The following is a 15,697-nucleotide window of genomic DNA, read 5'->3' on the forward strand; positions in this document are numbered from 1 at the left end:
TGCTGATTGCTCGGCACAAATCCTGAGAGCCCGCGAATGGCATGCTTCCTGCAAATTCGAGTCAGCGTTCTATTACTCGCTTCCCTATCTGGAGATATACAGTCATGACCACTTCCGCTACCCGCCGCGCCAACTTCCGCGCCAAAGTCAACCAACGCCAGGGCCTGCTCGTGCCGGGCGCCTTCAACGCAATGAGTGCGCGCGTGATCGAAGACGCCGGCTTCGAAGCGATCTACATCACGGGCGCGGGCGTCACCAACATGTCGCTCGGCCTGCCCGATCTCGGCTTCATCGGCCTTGCCGAAGTCGCCGAGCATTGCGCGCGGATTCGCGACGCGGTCGCGCTGCCGCTGATCGTCGACGCCGACACCGGCTTCGGCAACGCGCTGAACGTGCGCCAGACCGTGCGCGTGCTCGAGCGCAGCGGTGCCGACGTGATCCAGTTCGAAGACCAGATCATGCCTAAGAAATGCGGCCACTTCGCCGGCAAGGAAGTGGTCAGCACAAGCGAGATGGTCGGCAAGATCCGCGCGGCAGTCGATGCGCGCGAAGACGGCAATCTGCAGATCATGGCGCGCACCGATTCGGCCGCGGTCCACGGCATCGAAGACGCGATCGAACGCGGCCATCGCTTCATCGAGGCCGGCGCGGACATTCTGTTTATCGAAGCGACCGAATCGCTTGCCGACATCGAGCGTTTGCCGTCGCTGTTCGACAAGCCGCAACTGATCAACATCGTGATCGGCGGCAAGACGCCGGTGCAATCGCGCGAAGCGCTCGCCAAACTTGGCTACGGGATCGTCCTGTATGCGAACGCGGCACTGCAAGGCGCGGTGCTCGGCATGCAGCGCGCGCTCGGTACGTTGAAGAGCAATGGCCGCCTCGATGAAGACGCGACGCTAGTCGCGCCGTTCAGCGAACGCCAGCGCCTTGTGAACAAACCGCTGTATGACAAACTCGATCGGGAATACGCGGCGAAGGACTGAGCCACATGGACAGCGCGAGACGGTGCGCAAGTCCATCACGACCTGAAAGCGGGAGACCAGAGGCCTTTTGCAACCGAAACGAGCCGCGAACACGGCGTTGATACCGTCAACACCGCCGTGTCGTCGGCTTGCCTTACGCACTGACCATTGCGATCCTCGGCGGTACAAGCGGGTTTGTTGCGTTACGATTCAAGGCTAGCGGCCATGATCCCTATTGTTCCAGGTACGTCAGCGTATGGGCCGCGATCTCATTGGTCGTCTATACACGCATGCCGGAAACACGTTTCCGAAAGGTAGTCGCAAGAACATGAAGTCAGAACCATCTCGCGGTACGCGCCGGCACGGTGGCGGCGTCATCGAATCCGCGCGCGGTGCGATGAGGAAGGCGCAATGACCGGCGGCGGCGCACGCAACTCGCACATCGGCTGGCTGCCGTATATCGTCGCGGCCACGTTCTTCATGGAGTACCTCGACACCACGGTGATCGCGACCGCGCTGCCACAGATGGCGCACTCGTTCGGCGTCGGGCCGAACAGCCTGAGCCTCGGCATGACGGCCTATATGCTGGCGCTGGCGATTTTCATCCCGGCGAGCGGCTGGGTAGCCGACCGCTGCGGCTCGCGCACGGTGTTCTTCAGCGCGATCGGCGTGTTCACGGTGGCTTCGGTGTTGTGCGGCCTGTCGCAGAACGTGACTGAATTTACGGCCGCGCGGCTGCTGCAAGGCATGGGCGGCGCGATGATGGTGCCGGTGGGCCGGTTGATCGTGGTCCGCAACACGGAGAAGAGCCGCATGATGCAGGCGATCTCGACCATCACATGGCCGGCCATTGCTGCGCCGGTGGTCGGACCGCCGGTGGGCGGCTTCATCACCACTTATGCGTCGTGGCGCTGGATCTTTCTGCTGAACGTGCCCTTCGGTCTGGCAGCAATGGCCGTTGCGCTCGCGCTGGTGCCGAACCTGCGCGGCACCGAACGCAAACCGCTCGACGTCGTTGGCCTCCTGCTGAGCGCCACGACGCTGACGGCGATTCTCTATGGTGCGGAACTGGCTAGCCAACCCGGCGAGAATCCCTGGGTGGCTGGTGCGATCATCGCCGGCGGATTGCTGATGGGCGTGGTGGCGTTCCAGCATGCGAAGCGTCATCCGCATCCGCTGATCGATGTATCCACGCTGAAAATCCCGACTTTTTCCGTGACAGTGGTGACCGGTTCGTTCACCCGCATCGGTATCGGCGCGGTTCCGTATCTGATGCCGCTGCTGTTCCAGGTCGGTTTTGGGTTGTCGGCGTTCAAATCGGGCCTGTTGTTGCTCGCGAGCGCGCTCGGCAACCTCGGCATGAAGGCACTCACCACACGCATCTTGCAACGCTACGGTTTCCGGATGGTGTCGATTGTCGATGTGACGGTGGCCGGTGTTTTCATCATTGCCTGCGGGATGTTGACACCGAACGTGCCGCTCATGCTGGTGTTGTTCGTCGTGTTCATTTACGGCGTAGCGCGCTCGATGCAATTCTCGACGCTCGCCACCCTCGCCTACGCCGACGTCGCCCAACCGCAGATGAGCGCAGCGAGCACGCTATGGAGCGCCGCGGCCCAGATGACGATCGGTTTGGGCATTGCCTTCGGTGCCGTCTCGCTGCGTGCGGCAGCGCTCTTCAACGGCGAGACGACCGGCCATGTATTCACCCTGGACGATTTCCGCCTGGCGTTTCTGTTCGCCGGGGTGCTGACGCTGGTGTCCGTGACCGGCTACCTGGCGCTCGCACGCGATGCCGGACAGAGTATCGGCGGCGGTTCGCGCAGCGTCGAGGACCCGGCGAAGAGCTGAGCGCAACGCGGGCCGGGTGGCAGGGTTTGAAGCGGGAATTGAAGCGGGAATTGAAGCAGCAGCGCCCAACCGGCGCCGCATCCTTTGATTGCTTAACCAGCACAGGCGGAGACACGCGGTGCAAGAAAACGAGCTGACGATTTCGGGCAACAAGGCCGACCTCGACATCGAGATGATCTACGCGTTCCTCTCGCAGGAGACGGCATGGGCGAAGGGCATGCCACGCGAGACGTTCGACCGGGCGATAGAGGGGTCGCTATGTTTCGGCGCGTATATCGAAGGCAGGCAGATCGCTTTTGCTCGCCTGGTAACCGACCAGGCGACATTCGCCTACCTGTGCGATGTCTTCGTGCTGCCGGCGCACCGTGGCAAAGGATACGCGTCAGCGTTGATGAAGCACGTATTCGCCAGCCCCTCGCTGACCGGCTTGCGCAGAATCGTGCTGGTGACGACAGACGCTCACCACGTCTACAAACCGCACGGTTTCAAGGAACTGACGGCGCCGGAGCGCTATATGGAACTGCACAATCCGGACGTCTACAAGACGGCTTGAGCGAAACGCGCCGGGGGCACTAAGCAAAAACCCCTTCCCTGACCCACTTGGTCATGATCCACTTCTCGCCTGCCAGAACCGGTGCGCCCCCATGCAAGCTCAAAGGATCGAGCTGCCGCGCCCCGTTCATGTAGCGAAAATAGACAGCGCCACCCCGCCTCGGGGCAATCGACACGCCAGCATCGGGGAAAAAAGTCTCCCCTCCCGCAGCCACGTCGTTGAGGTACAAAACCAGCGTCGCAACCCGCTGCCCGCCGCGCGCCATATGCACGGCACTGCCCGTCTGCGCAGGCGGAAAATAATCGAAATGTGACCGATACTCGGCGCCGACCCCATACCTCAGCACCTGCAACCCTTCACCATTCTCGACCGGCCAGTTCATCAAGCTGGCAAAGCGCTGTTCGAGCCGTTCGAGGAATGGGTCCGCACCTCGGTGATACCAGGCGCCTTCGCTGGTGCGATTCGGAATCACGTCATTCGAGCCGCTCTCAGGATTGACGGTAGTGGACCGCTTGAGCAAGGGGCGCGACCGTTCGATCATCTCGTCGCATTCTTCGTCCGACATCACATCGGCGAACGCGACGATCTGCGGCCGCTCGCAGCGCATCAGCACCTTGACGTCGCGATCGTAGGCACGAATCAGATTGCCCGCCGCGACCGGCGCCGGATCGTAGCGGTATTCGCCTGTGGCCGCCTCGACACCGCATCGCGCGGCGGCGGCAACAGCAACAGGAGCCACGCGAGCCGCTCCGGCAGCCTCGAACGAAGCGTTCACCGTGGCTCGCGCAAGTTCCGACTCGAAGCCGGCGCCCACCATGGCATCCACCAACACCGCAGGGCTAAAGCCGCGCTCGACATGACTGTTCAACCAGGTTTTCACGGCATCGTTTACGACAGGCATACGTCTCATCCCACATTCAGAGTTCGCTCGTTCAGCGCGCGCAGACCGGACGCGCGGCCAATCGGGCGATGCTGAGGAAAGCAAAGGATGATAGGTGGCCATCCCGTCGTATTTCACGCGACGATTCGGAAATGGGTCTTGGCTGAAACGCATTCAGCGTCGGATTCGACGCGGCGCGACCTACGAAATTTACTACTCGGCCGTCCCTGGGCGGACGAGATGTGCCTGATCGCCGGCAGCCGTTGCGGCACGGTTAACGGCCCGGCGGGCAAAGCCGCCGCACGTCGTGCGGCCGAATAGCGCGCGCCTCAGCCGTAGGCCCGCTCGCGCATCCACTTCGTCATGATCCATTTGTCGCCGCCGAGCACCGGTGCGCCGCCGTGCAAGGTCAGCGGATCGAGTTGCCGCTGGCCGTTCATATAGCGGAAATAGACCGCGCCACCCTTTACTGCCGCGACTGAGATGCCCGCTTCCGGGAAAATCGTTTCGCCGCCGTCGGGCACGTCGTTCAGATAGATCACCAGGGTCGCCACGCGCTGGCCGCCTTGGGCGGTATGCACCGCGCTGCCGCCCTGATCGGGCGGGAAATAATCGAAGTGCGGGCGATATTCGCCGCTCGTGCCGTAATGCAGAATCTGCAGCCCTTCGCCGTTTTCAACCGGCCAGTTCATCAGACTCGATATGCGGCGGTCCATCTGTTCGATGAACGCGTCTTCCCCGCGCTGGTACCAGATGCCTTCGCTGGTGCGGTTGAGGATTACGTCTTCCTTGCCGGTGTCGGGATTGACCGTGGTCGAGCGCTTCAGCCGATGACGCGAGCGTTCGATCATCGCGTCGCATTCGTCAGGTGACAGCACATCCGCGAACACAATCACTTGCGGCCGCTCGCAGCGCATCAACACGCGGACGTCGCGATCGTGCGCACGGATCACATTGCCGCGCGCAACAGGCGACGCATCGTACTGGTAGGTTTGCGGCCCGGCTTTTACCAGCGCGGCCTCAGCCGCTGCCGGTGGCGAGCCCCCTGCGTCCGCCGGATTCTTGCCGAACGCCTTGTGCACTTCCGCGCGCGCGGCTTCCGTGGCGAAACCGGCTTGCACCATCGCGTCGATCATCGAGTCGATGCTGCAACCACGCGCTGCATTGCTGCTCAGCCATGCTTCCCACGATGCATCCACTACTGGCATAGAACTCCCCCGCTTGTCCACGTCACGAAATACTGCATCAACTGGCCGGTTCATAGCAAGGCTGGGTAGAGTGCGCCGGGCTGGACGACTAGCCCGCTATCGGGGGGGGGGACGCCTGGGCGGACGACTAAGCAGCTATCGAGGGGCGACACCTGGGCGGACGACTAAGCAGCTATCGGGGGGCGACACCTGGGCGGACGGCAAAATATCGTCGCCATTGCCTATCGAAAGTTCGAACGGGCGCTGGCCGTGCAGGCGTTTCTCGAGTTCGCGCAAGCCAGGTAAAACCGCTTTCGCTACCCTCACGCCGCCTTTTCGTTATATCCTGTCGAATATCACGATATGCTTCGTGGCGCGCGATGGCTCGCCCGTCACCCGCGCACGACGAAGCGAAACAAGCAAGCAGGAGCCAGCAGCGGTGCGGTTTTCGTTTGTCCATCGTTATATACGTGCAGCTATATCGCCAGCGGCGCCCGCATGGCGCGCGCGTCCGGCACGCACGTTCAGGCCGCCTGACGCCAGAACCGGATTCGAGGTCCTCATGCACACGCCCCCGTTTCGTCTTGCCAAGCCCCCGCGTCTCAAGCTGTCCAGCGACGAACTCGCCGGCGCCGGCTTGGGCCCGGCCGATCCGTGCTGCACGCCCGCCAAGGTATCGCTCCCGACCGCCAGACGGCGCGCGCGCCTCGCCGAGCTCGATGGCCAACTGCATTGTTCGATCATCGGCACCTGTCTCAGCACGCACGAACTGCGCAAACTGGTGCCTAAATTCACCGGCCTCAATAGCCGGGACGCGAGCGATCTGGAGATTCATCACTCGGCCGTCGAACTCGCGATCGATGGCGGCGCGGGCGCCAAAGCTCTGCACAAGCTGCTTGACGAGCACTATGCGGCGGCAATCCGCCGCTTCGACAAAGCCGCCGACGACGTCGAACTGCTGAAGCTCTGGGACGAAGCGCTGAAGAGCGGTGACATCCCGCCTGCTTACTGGGCTTTGATGACGCATCCGTATGCGACCTTGTACGTGCGCCGGAGAGCGTTCGGCGAATTGCACATGCTGTCGCATCTGGTTGGCGCGGCGAATCGCGCGGATATCCGCAGGCTGGTTGCGCTCGAAACGGAAAACGCCGAGTTGAAGGAGAAAGCCGAGCGGCAGCAAAGCCGCTTGCAGCAACTCAGCATGCAGCGCGACGCATCGATCGCCGCGCTCAACCAGCAGATCGCGCAACTCACCGCCTTGGCCACGCGCCAGCCGCCGACGGATCCCGCCGATCTCGAAGCCGAGATATCAAGGCTGCGCGACAAGCTGGCCGACACCAACCAGCGGATGGCGCTGCATACGAGCCGCCGTGAGGCCGCTGAACAGCGTGCGCTGCAGGAACAAGACGCGGCGCTCGCGTTACGCAAAAGCCGCGATCAGGCGTTGGCGCTTCTCGAACTGGTGCAAAGCGAATGCGATGCGCTGGAACGCGCGACGGTGGATGCTGCCCACAGCCATGGCGCGGGGACGCAGCAAGCCAGCCTCGACAGCGTGCGCGGCAAACGGATTGTGTATGTGGGCGGCCGTCCCGGCTCGAATGCCGCGCTCAAGCGGCTGGTGGGCGCCGCCGGCGGTGATTTCGTGGTGCACGACGGCGGCGTGGAAGATCGCAAAGGTCTGCTCGCCGCTGCGTTGCCGGGTGCGGATATCGTCGTGTTTCCGGTCGACTGCGTCGCTCACGATTCGATGAATACGCTCAAAAAGGTGTGTGAGCGCCATCAGATCGACTACTACCCGCTGCGCACAGCCAGCGTGGCGAGCTTTGTCGAATTGGTGGAGCGCCTGCGCGCCGGGCAACTGGCGCAGTTGGGCAATCCGCCGCCCTCGGCATTTTGCTTGCGCCACGGCTGAGCGGCAGGGTGTCGGCCCCGAACCGCGAGGCGTGAACGCCGAACGCTGAACCGAGGCGCCGTCGGCCCCAGCCGCTCAGTAACGAATCAGCCTGGTCAACTCGGCGATCTGTTTCGCGCAGCTTCGTTGCGCCTCGACTTCGACATCGCGGTAAAGACGAATGATGTTTTCGCCCACCGGCGTCAGCGTACAGCCACCGCCGCTTTGACCGCCTTGCTCCGAGTGGGTGGCGGGCGCTTTGAGCGAGCGGTTCAGTTCGTCGATCAGCAGCCATGCACGACGGTACGACATGCCGAGGCTGCGCGCCGCGGCCGAGATCGAGCCGTATTCGCGCACGGCTTCGAGCAGTTCGACTTTGCCAGGCCCGAGCGCGACGGCGTCGCCGCTGCGGATACGCATTCTGAAGCGCACTTCGGGGCGCGATTTCAAGGACTTTGTCGCGCGTCTTGGTTTGGTTTTCGCGGTATCAGGCATGCGCAAAAGCATACACGAACCGTCTCGCGCTGCCACCCTGGCCGAATGGCCTTCAGTGGTGGCCGGGGAAGCAATGCCCGTAGTCTTCGCAGCCCGGACAACCGGGAGCCGGGCCGGGCTGAAGCCCTAACGAAAGCGCGCGCTGCTGGGCGAGGAATTTCTTCCAGCGCAGATTGTCGACATTCAGCCCGACGAGCGTGGGGAAATAACGCGTCAGCATCCATGTGACTTCTTCACGGCCCGCAAGGCCGAGGTCGCGCCAGAGGTGATCTGGCCGCAAGCACGCGTGGGCGATGATCGAGGCGAGGCACAGCGCGTCGTTCGCGTCGACGGCGGTGCTGGAATGCGTGAGCAGCAGTGCCCGTAGCGTGTCGACGAATGCCGCGTGTTCACTGGTGTCAACAGGCGGCAATGCAGTCGAAGGCGCAGGCACGGGCTCAAGCGCGGCCGCGTGCACAAAGTGCCGCGCCAGCAGTGCGCGCCACGCCTGCTGCGGCAATCCAGGCAGCGCAAGTTCGTCGCGCACGTCGCGCGCGGCAATCAGTCTCGCGAACAGTTGAGTATCGGGCGACGCAGCGCTCGTGGCCGCGGCCAGCCACTTTGCCGTGCGCTCGGCAACCTGCGCGTCGAGCGACGCACGCAGCGGTTCGGTGCCGGGCGCGGCAATCGCATTCGCATTATCCATACGCGGTTATCTCCAGCATCGACGCCTGAGCGGCTTGTTCACTCGTTATGTCGGCGTGTATATTACGCGGCGATGGCCGCGCCGGCGCAAAAACGCATCGATACGCAATATATCGCCAAGCATATCGGCCACTTTTCACAACGCCATGCGCTGACGTCGTAATATAGCGCTCTAAATAACGCATCGGGTTTAATCGCATGATTCGCAAGCTGCTTGCATCTTTCGTGGTTGTCGCCGGCGCGGTGACGGCCGTGCCCGCCTTCGCGCAGGACGATACGGTCAACGTGCTGTACGCCGGTTCGCTCGTCAATCTGATGGAGCGCAGCGTGGGACCTGCTTTCGAAAAGGCCACCGGCCAGCATTTCCGCGGCTATGCGGCGGGCTCGAACAAGATCGCTAACGAGATCAAGGGCAAGCTGCGCCGCGGCGACGTGTTCATCAGCGCGAGTCCGAAGGTGAATGCCAGCCTGATGGGCGAGGCTAACGGCGACCACGTCGCGTGGTACGTGAACTTCGCCGAATCGCCGTTGATGATCGGCTATAACCCGCAAAGCAAGTTCGCCGCGGACTTCAGGAGCAAGCGCTGGGATCAGGTGTTGCAGGAACCCGGCATCCGCATCGGCCGGACCGACCCGAAGCTCGATCCCAAAGGGGCATTCACCGTCGAAATGATGACGAAGGCCGCGGAGCTCTACCATCAGCCGGACCTCGTCGAAAAGACGCTGGGCGCAGCTGAAAATCCCGCACAGGTTTTGCCTGAGGAAACGCTGGTGGGCCGCCTGCAATCCGGCCAGCTCGATGCCGGCTTCTTCTACTCGACCGAAACATCCGACCTGAAAATTCCGGCGATCCGTCCGGCGCCCGAATTGCAGGCCAAAGCAAGCTACACGCTGACGATTCTCAGCGACGCACCGAACCATGCGGGCGCGAGCAGCTTCGTCGACTTCCTGCTGAGCGCGCAAGGGCGCGCGCTGCTCGAGCAACACGGCGTCGATGTGATCAAACCCGCCGTGACCGGCAACGTGCAAGCGATGCCGCCGTCGGTGCAAGCCGTGATCGACGCCGCGCAATAAGGTGGTGAAACAGGCGGTGAACCGATCCGCCGCGCGACCGCTGCTGTGGCTGGCGGGGCTGCTTGCCATCTATCTGTGCGCCCCGTTTATCGCGAGTGTGCCGCAACTCGGCGCGGCCGATTGGCCGAATGTCGACTGGGCCGCAGTGTGGTCAGCGGTCGGCGTATCGGCGGCGAGCGCCAGTGTCGCCTCGTTCGTGATTCTGCTTGGCGGCGTGCCGCTCGGCTATTTTCTGGCGCGCTCGAACTCGCGCAAGATGGCGCTGCTCGGCTTCGTCGTGCAGTTGCCGCTTGCCTTGCCACCGCTCACGAGCGGCGTGCTGCTCCTGTTTCTGCTCGGCCCGTATAGCTGGGTCGGCCGCTTCACCAATGGGGCGCTGACGGATTCGTTTGCCGGCATCGTGCTCGCGGAAATCTTCGTGGCTGCGCCCTTCCTGATCATCGCCGCAAAATCGGCGTTCGCCGCCGTGGACCCCGTGCTCGACGACGTGGCCGCGACGCTCGGCCATCATGCGAGCGGCCGTTTTTTCCGCGTCATGTTGCCGGTCGCGTGGCCGGCGATTCGCGCGGGGCTCGCGCTCGCGTGGTTGCGAGCCTTCGGTGAATTTGGCGCGACGGTGATGGTGGCCTATCACCCGTACTCGCTGCCGGTTTACACGTACGTCGTATTCGGCGGCCAGGGCCTGCCGGCGATGATGCCCCTGCTTCTGCCGACGCTTGCGATTGCGATTGCCTGCGCGGCGCTATCGATTTATAGCCTTCGGCAGAAAGCCGCGCTCGAACAAACCGAAAACGGCGACGACGCGCTGGAACCCGGCACGGATCTAACGGCGAGCCGGGGCGAGACGTCCGATCGCCGTCTCGCCTTTCATTTGCAGCGCCGCTTGGGCGCGTTCGAGCTCGACATTGCGTGGGCGCCTGCGACGCGACGGCTTGCGATCATCGGGCCGTCGGGTTCCGGCAAATCCCTGGCATTGCGTCTGATTGCAGGGCTCGAATCCAACGCATCCTGTTTCGTTCGGCTCGGTGCAGCCGACTTGAGCCCATTGCCGCCCGAGCGTCGCCAGATCGGCTACATGCCGCAAGACTACGGTTTGTTTCCGCATATGACGGTCGCGCAGCAACTCGCATTTCCCGTCGACGCCGACGCAGCCAGCGCGCGTTACTGGCTCGATCATCTCGGCCTCGCGCAACTGGTCGCACGCTTGCCGCATCAATTGTCGTTCGGTCAGCGGCAACGTGTGGCGCTGGCGCGGGCGCTCACGCGTCATAGCGAATTGTTGCTGTTCGACGAGCCGTTCGCCGCGCTCGATACGCCGCGGCGGCGCCGTCTGCAGCAGTCGCTGCGGGCGTTGCAGCGCGAAATTGCGGCGGTGACGATCATCGTCACGCACGATCCCGACGAAGCGGCGCTGCTTGCCGACGAGGTGCTGGTCGTCGAACAAGGGCGCATGCTGCAGGCGGGTTCCATCGACGTGGTGTTCGAACGGCCGGCTTCAATGCGGGTCGCCGAGCTGCTCGGCTTGCACAACGTCGGCGAAGGTTTGATGAGGGCACCTGGGCGCGTTGAAATTGGCAATGGCTTGGTGATAACGACAGGCGACAGCGGTTCTGCGATTTCCGCCGGGCAACGGGTGATGTGGCGCATCTCTTCGCACGCCGTGGTTGTTTCGCCCGATGGCGCTTATGCCGGCGTGGTCGACGCGGTCGAGTTACGGCGCGGTGAGCGATATGTCCGACTGAATATCGCGGGGGTGCGGTTCGAGATCGCGAACGAAGATACCCGGCTGCGGGAAGGAAGCCCTTGCCGGATGGATATTGATGGTTCGGGCGTGTCGGTCTGGAATGCGAACTGACACATTCGGTCTGGCTCTGGCAGCGGCATGACGGTATAGCCGCCAACGCGGCCAGAGCCCAACACCGGGCTAACCCTCGCTCGCGTGCGCCCGCTTCCTGACTTCAGAAAACGCCACATCCACGAGCAATTTTCCAGAATCGAAAACGGTCACGAGTACTTCTTCCCAATCCCCTTCAACGGTACGGCTGTCCCCCACCACCGGCAGCGTCGCCGTCCGATACTCGCCCGTGTGACGGTTCACCAGCAACGTAAGCCGCCCTTTCATCGACCGCTTGCCGGTGTCGGTGACCGGATCCTTGTATACGTCGTGCCATTCATCCCCAAGCCGGATCGCCGAACACTTCATGGCGAACCGCTGCGTATCGCGGTTGATCTGCTGCAGCAACGCGCCGCCCATGCCGAAGACGATGTTGTCCGCTGCAAAGCCGGCTTCGTCCATGCCCGCAAGAATCGCCTCGATAGAATCCGGATTCACGCCGTCGCCCTGAATCACGCGGACGTTATTGAGCACGCGCCGCCCCTTGCCGTTCACCGTTGAACCGAACGACGCCTCGAGCGCCCGCATGGTCTGCAGGACAATCGTCAACGGATCGCCAGAATCGGGCCGGATCACCAGCGTGCCGCCAGAATCGAGCACCGCCTGCTTCAACTCCGTGCCCCATACCTCGAGCGCGGCGAACAGGTCGTAGGAATCGGACACCACCGAAACGATCGCTCCCGGCTTGCCGAACTTCGCGATCATGTTGCGGAACGCGTCGGTTTCACGCTCGCGCCCCCATGACGTGATCGTGCTGTGCTCCGCAGCCGGTACCGAAAACGCCGCCATCGGTTCGTTGTAGTAGTGGTTCGCGGCAACTACGCCAAGCACCGTATCCGAGCCCATGAAATTGACGAGATGCGCCGAGCCGCCGATCGCCGCCGACTCCGCACTCGACACGCCGCGCGCACCGAAATCGTGCAGCTTGAACGGCAATTGCGTGAGGTCGTCGCTACTCTTCTCCAGATAGGCGCGGATCGTTTTGCGCAGATGCCAGCTTTGCGTCGCGACCGTAATCGGGTACCACACGCGCATTAGCATCGTTTCCAGATACGAGGCCAGCCAGAATACCTGTGGATCGTCGCATTCGACCGTGACCAGAACGTTGTGCGTGGGCACGACCGAGCCTTCCGGCACCGCGCGAATCCGCACCGGCAGATAGCCGTTATAGTGTTCGACGATGTAACGCCAGCCGGCTTCGTTGAACGGCTCGCCATGCGCCGTGAAAAACGCCTTCGCCTGACCGATCATCTCGGCGGTAATCGGGCGGCACAGATACTCCTTGATCAGCATCTGCAGACCGAAGAACAGCGTGCGGTCATAGCGTCCGCCGCGCGACTCGATGTATGAAAACATCGCCGACGCTTCGGGCGGATATTGCAGATAGTGCGACGCCTTGTACGAATCCGTGTTGAGGATCGGATTGGACCGGATCGACGCCATGTCGTTGAACGGGTTTATATCGTTTTGCATGGATGCTGCTGCGCTCGTCAGGCTCTCTCAAGGGTAATCGGGCCGGCTGGCGGTCGTGCTGCATGTTGCGGCTGATTGCCGCTTACGCCATAGCCAAACCTACACCATACACTCTCAAAACACGCCCGGAATCACCCGGAACCGCACCTTGGCCCTGTAAGCCCGATACAGCTCGTCATCGGACAGGAGCCGCTCCTCCCGCGCAATGCGCCCAACCTGCAACGCAAACTGGCATCCGTAGACAATCACGTTCTGAATCCCGAAGTTCGCCAGCAAAAAGCCGATGTCCGCCAGGAAATACCCCAAGTACATAGGGTGGCGCACGAACCGGTAAGCCCCGCGAGAAACGACCCCGCGATTGGCGGGCAAAATACCAAAGGACCTGCGCAGCGACACCTTCGCGAACAGTTGCCAGACAATCCCCAGCAGTTGCAACGATGCGCCGGCCAGCTCCGGAATGAGCTGGACCCCGGGCGAAAGCCGCACGGCGAGAAAATAGAAGGTCCCACCCACCGAGCAGATGAAAGCAAAAGCCGTCCAGTCACGTTTGATGGGCACCCGCGCAAAGAGCGACAGGCCCAAGGTCACGAACGCGCTTACCACGAGCAGCAACAAGGTGACGCGTGTTGGCGCGGCGAGCCATTGCTTGACGGCCGCATAAGTAAAGATGCTCAACATGAGCGCCGCGGCGACGCGTGCGAGGATTTCGATCGACGCCTCGCGCATGCCGCCAGCCGGCAACAGGCCATCGCCACCATCGACGCCAGGCGCCGCGCCCGCCAGTTCGCCGATCGCGGCATCCGGGAGGCAGTCTTCACTATCGAATTCCCGCGAGGGTGTGGTCTTTGTCATGGCATACTCATTTCGATATGCGAATTATTTTTCAAGCCCGCTGCATGAAGACTTCTGGTCCGTCAGTGTCGCAGCGTAGCAGCCACACCAGCCGGATGTCCATATCATGCCACGCGCGCCCGGATTCAATTCTGGCGCGAGTCTCGGCGGTCGGATTGGATCAGTGCCCCGGCTTCAGTTGCGGCGGCACGTTCGGCTGCGTAGCAAACAGGCGGCCGAGCATCCCTTTGCGGGGCTCGGCGACGGCCGGCCACAACATATCGGCGAGCAGGCAGATGCCTCGCGCCAGCGCGCTGTCGTGTGCGGAAGTGATGAGCGGCACGCCGCGGTTGAGCGCCTCGTTGACCCGCGTTTCGTCACGCGGCAGCTGGTGCGCGACCTTCGCACCGAGGGTCTGTTCGAGCGTCGGCAGGTTGATGCACGCGTTCTTGTCGTATTGATTCACCACGACCCGCACCTTGCTGGGCGGATAACCCAGTTCCTTGAAAATATCGAGCATCCGGCGGCCGCCGTGAAGGTAAAGCAGGTTTTGCCGCACCACCATGCAGATTGCATCGCTGTGATCGAGTGCGTGGATCGTCAGCGGATTGAGGCTCTGGCCGATGTCGATCAGCACCGCGTCGTACCGCTCGCGCACCAGCGTGAGAATTTGCTTCAGTTGCTCGGGCCGCAGTTCGGCTGCCTTGAGCGGGTCGCCGGCCCCCGCCAGCACGTCGAGGTTCGCGTGGACGTGCATCACGCAGGCGTCCAGCAACGCGGCGTCGAGGTCGTCGATCCGCGAGCACAGATCGGCGAGCGTCGCCGGCGGCGGCTTGTGGACCATGAGCAGGCTGGCGTCGGCGAATTGCTGGCTGAGATCGATCAGCAGCACGCGCCTGTCGCGCAGCACGGCCAGCGACCAGGCGAGATTCACGGCGATCAGCGTCGTGCCGCTGCCGCCCTTGCACGATGCCAGCGAGACGACCCGCCCGGCATGTCGCCCGCCCGCGCCTTTTTTTGCGGCGATATGCGCGAGCGCGGTGGCGATCTCGCACGCATCCAGCGGCCATGAAAGCACATGCCGCACGCCGACGCGCATCGCCGCGGTCAGTAAGGCGGCGGATGGCGCCGGCGTGACCAGCATGCAATGCAAGGCAGGCGAGCAGGCCAGCGCCTCCTCGACGCCGCCCAGTTCGCGCGCACTCAGATCGACGTCGTCGACGATCAGCAGATCGGCGCTCCTGATTGCGCGGGCGTGCAGGTGCAGTTGCCGCGCCGTGCCGTAAGCAGTGCGCAGGCGAAACACCACGCCGCTTTCTTCGAGGCGCGCGACGATATGCGGCGCGCGCTTGGCACTGGACGAAATCAGGAAGATGTCAATCATGTCGGGTCTCCGCCGGACTGAAGCCTTCCCGTAGGTAAGGCCGCGTCAATCACAGTCGACATTCAGACGTAGTGGTCGGGATCGGACGGGTAAATGTCCGCAGCCCGATCGTGGCCTCGTTCGCGCAAAACCGGGATCTCATAGATCGCCTCGCGCAGCACGTCGCGCTGAATCTCGGCCTGAGCCTTACGTTTCATCGCCTCGGCAATCACCAGGTTGAGCAGATCGGCCGACGGCGCAGCGAATAATGGTCGCTGCGGCGCAAAGAGACGCCGATATGAGGGACCGGCGCCGAGCGCCATGGTGTGGTGGTCCAGCCGCAATGCGGCCGGCTTGCTGATCGCTTTCATGACAACCCCCGAATGATGTGCCATTTCAAGGCCGTATCCATTTCAACGCCGTATCCAGGTCAGCCGTGGCCCCCCGAAATCGCGGGGCCCGCGCCCCGGGCCCCCCCGAGCACCCGCCCCCCGGGGGGGGCGCAGGCCCGTTGTACCCGCGGCGTGGGGCCGGCCCGTCCGTACCGGGACCGGCC

14 protein-coding genes are annotated in these 15,697 nt (G+C 63.2%); 6 read left to right on the forward strand and 8 right to left on the reverse strand.

The annotated features are described in order from the left end of the window. Positions 1-104: 104 nt before the first annotated feature. From P3T22_RS23790 to P3T22_RS23800, 3 genes are all read left to right on the forward strand, one after another. Complete coding sequence (locus P3T22_RS23790) at positions 105-986, forward strand: isocitrate lyase/PEP mutase family protein (RefSeq protein WP_063499252.1); 882 nt, start codon at positions 105-107, stop codon at positions 984-986. 390 nt (positions 987-1,376) lie between these two features. Beyond that, positions 1,377-2,816 (forward strand): MFS transporter, encoded by a 1,440-nt coding sequence (locus tag P3T22_RS23795; RefSeq protein WP_429326306.1) that lies wholly within the window; start codon positions 1,377-1,379, stop codon positions 2,814-2,816. Positions 2,817-2,934: 118 nt separating this feature from the next. Further along, entirely contained in the window at positions 2,935-3,369 is a 435-nt protein-coding gene (locus P3T22_RS23800) for a GNAT family N-acetyltransferase (RefSeq protein ID WP_063499255.1), read from the forward strand. A 19-nt stretch (positions 3,370-3,388) separates the two neighbouring features. On the opposite strand, the gene P3T22_RS23805 is transcribed toward P3T22_RS23800, so the two are convergent. Both P3T22_RS23805 and P3T22_RS23810 read right to left on the reverse strand, forming a co-directional pair. Next, positions 3,389-4,270 (reverse strand): 2OG-Fe(II) oxygenase, encoded by an 882-nt coding sequence (locus tag P3T22_RS23805; protein ID WP_429326307.1) that lies wholly within the window; start codon positions 4,268-4,270, stop codon positions 3,389-3,391. Between the two features lie 308 nt (positions 4,271-4,578). Continuing rightward, the gene (locus P3T22_RS23810) at positions 4,579-5,457 is read right to left on the reverse strand and encodes a 2OG-Fe(II) oxygenase (protein ID WP_063499258.1); all 879 of its coding nucleotides are present in this window, start codon (positions 5,455-5,457) and stop codon (positions 4,579-4,581) included. A 541-nt stretch (positions 5,458-5,998) separates the two neighbouring features. Between P3T22_RS23810 and P3T22_RS23815 the strand changes: the two genes are divergently transcribed. Further along, positions 5,999-7,348: a DUF2325 domain-containing protein gene (locus P3T22_RS23815; RefSeq protein ID WP_063499259.1), complete on the forward strand. Its 1,350-nt coding sequence runs from the start codon at positions 5,999-6,001 to the stop codon at positions 7,346-7,348. Positions 7,349-7,423: 75 nt separating this feature from the next. Here P3T22_RS23815 and P3T22_RS23820 read toward each other — a convergent pair whose 3' ends face one another. Together P3T22_RS23820 and P3T22_RS23825 are read right to left on the reverse strand one after the other, a co-directional pair. Further along, positions 7,424-7,747 (reverse strand): winged helix-turn-helix domain-containing protein, encoded by a 324-nt coding sequence (locus tag P3T22_RS23820; protein WP_429326310.1) that lies wholly within the window; start codon positions 7,745-7,747, stop codon positions 7,424-7,426. 127 nt (positions 7,748-7,874) lie between these two features. Next, positions 7,875-8,507: a nitrogen fixation protein NifQ gene (locus P3T22_RS23825; RefSeq protein WP_063499260.1), complete on the reverse strand. Its 633-nt coding sequence runs from the start codon at positions 8,505-8,507 to the stop codon at positions 7,875-7,877. Positions 8,508-8,704: 197 nt separating this feature from the next. Here P3T22_RS23825 and P3T22_RS23830 point away from each other — a divergent pair, with 197 nt between their 5' ends. Together P3T22_RS23830 and P3T22_RS23835 are read left to right on the forward strand one after the other, a co-directional pair. Further along, positions 8,705-9,580, forward strand: a complete 876-nt coding sequence (locus P3T22_RS23830; protein ID WP_063499261.1) for an extracellular solute-binding protein — start codon at positions 8,705-8,707, stop codon at positions 9,578-9,580. A 16-nt stretch (positions 9,581-9,596) separates the two neighbouring features. Beyond that, entirely contained in the window at positions 9,597-11,435 is a 1,839-nt protein-coding gene (locus tag P3T22_RS23835; RefSeq protein WP_063500738.1) for an ATP-binding cassette domain-containing protein, read from the forward strand. A 69-nt stretch (positions 11,436-11,504) separates the two neighbouring features. Here P3T22_RS23835 and P3T22_RS23840 read toward each other — a convergent pair whose 3' ends face one another. The 4 genes from P3T22_RS23840 to P3T22_RS23855 form a co-directional block, all read right to left on the reverse strand. Further along, a complete protein-coding gene (locus tag P3T22_RS23840) occupies positions 11,505-12,947 on the reverse strand; it encodes a nicotinate phosphoribosyltransferase (protein WP_063499262.1) in 1,443 nt (480 codons plus the stop codon). A gap of 114 nt (positions 12,948-13,061) precedes the next feature. Then, the gene (locus P3T22_RS23845) at positions 13,062-13,673 is read right to left on the reverse strand and encodes a methyltransferase family protein (RefSeq protein WP_082855503.1); all 612 of its coding nucleotides are present in this window, start codon (positions 13,671-13,673) and stop codon (positions 13,062-13,064) included. 286 nt (positions 13,674-13,959) lie between these two features. Next, positions 13,960-15,162, reverse strand: a complete 1,203-nt coding sequence (locus tag P3T22_RS23850; protein ID WP_063499263.1) for an AAA family ATPase — start codon at positions 15,160-15,162, stop codon at positions 13,960-13,962. Between the two features lie 62 nt (positions 15,163-15,224). Further along, the gene (locus P3T22_RS23855; RefSeq protein WP_063500740.1) at positions 15,225-15,512 is read right to left on the reverse strand and encodes a hypothetical protein; all 288 of its coding nucleotides are present in this window, start codon (positions 15,510-15,512) and stop codon (positions 15,225-15,227) included. Positions 15,513-15,697 lie beyond the last annotated feature (185 nt).

It is taken from the genome of Paraburkholderia sp. GAS348 (assembly GCF_050434205.1).
Lineage (GTDB): Bacteria > Pseudomonadota > Gammaproteobacteria > Burkholderiales > Burkholderiaceae > Paraburkholderia.

Bases quoted from the DNA above. Each gene is read 5' to 3' on its own strand.
- P3T22_RS23825 (WP_063499260.1), bottom strand. From the start codon at position 8,507: ATGGATAATGCGAATGCGATTGCCGCGCCCGGCACCGAACCGCTGCGT.
- P3T22_RS23855 (WP_063500740.1), bottom strand. From the start codon at position 15,512: ATGAAAGCGATCAGCAAGCCGGCCGCATTGCGGCTGGACCACCACACC.
- P3T22_RS23795 (WP_429326306.1), top strand. From the start codon at position 1,377: ATGACCGGCGGCGGCGCACGCAACTCGCACATCGGCTGGCTGCCGTAT.
- P3T22_RS23815 (WP_063499259.1), top strand. From the start codon at position 5,999: ATGCACACGCCCCCGTTTCGTCTTGCCAAGCCCCCGCGTCTCAAGCTG.
- P3T22_RS23850 (WP_063499263.1), bottom strand. From the start codon at position 15,162: ATGATTGACATCTTCCTGATTTCGTCCAGTGCCAAGCGCGCGCCGCAT.
- P3T22_RS23845 (WP_082855503.1), bottom strand. From the start codon at position 13,673: ATGCGCGAGGCGTCGATCGAAATCCTCGCACGCGTCGCCGCGGCGCTC.
- P3T22_RS23805 (WP_429326307.1), bottom strand. From the start codon at position 4,270: ATGCCTGTCGTAAACGATGCCGTGAAAACCTGGTTGAACAGTCATGTC.
- P3T22_RS23830 (WP_063499261.1), top strand. From the start codon at position 8,705: ATGATTCGCAAGCTGCTTGCATCTTTCGTGGTTGTCGCCGGCGCGGTG.
- P3T22_RS23810 (WP_063499258.1), bottom strand. From the start codon at position 5,457: ATGCCAGTAGTGGATGCATCGTGGGAAGCATGGCTGAGCAGCAATGCA.
- P3T22_RS23790 (WP_063499252.1), top strand. From the start codon at position 105: ATGACCACTTCCGCTACCCGCCGCGCCAACTTCCGCGCCAAAGTCAAC.
- P3T22_RS23840 (WP_063499262.1), bottom strand. From the start codon at position 12,947: ATGCAAAACGATATAAACCCGTTCAACGACATGGCGTCGATCCGGTCC.
- P3T22_RS23820 (WP_429326310.1), bottom strand. From the start codon at position 7,747: ATGCGTATCCGCAGCGGCGACGCCGTCGCGCTCGGGCCTGGCAAAGTC.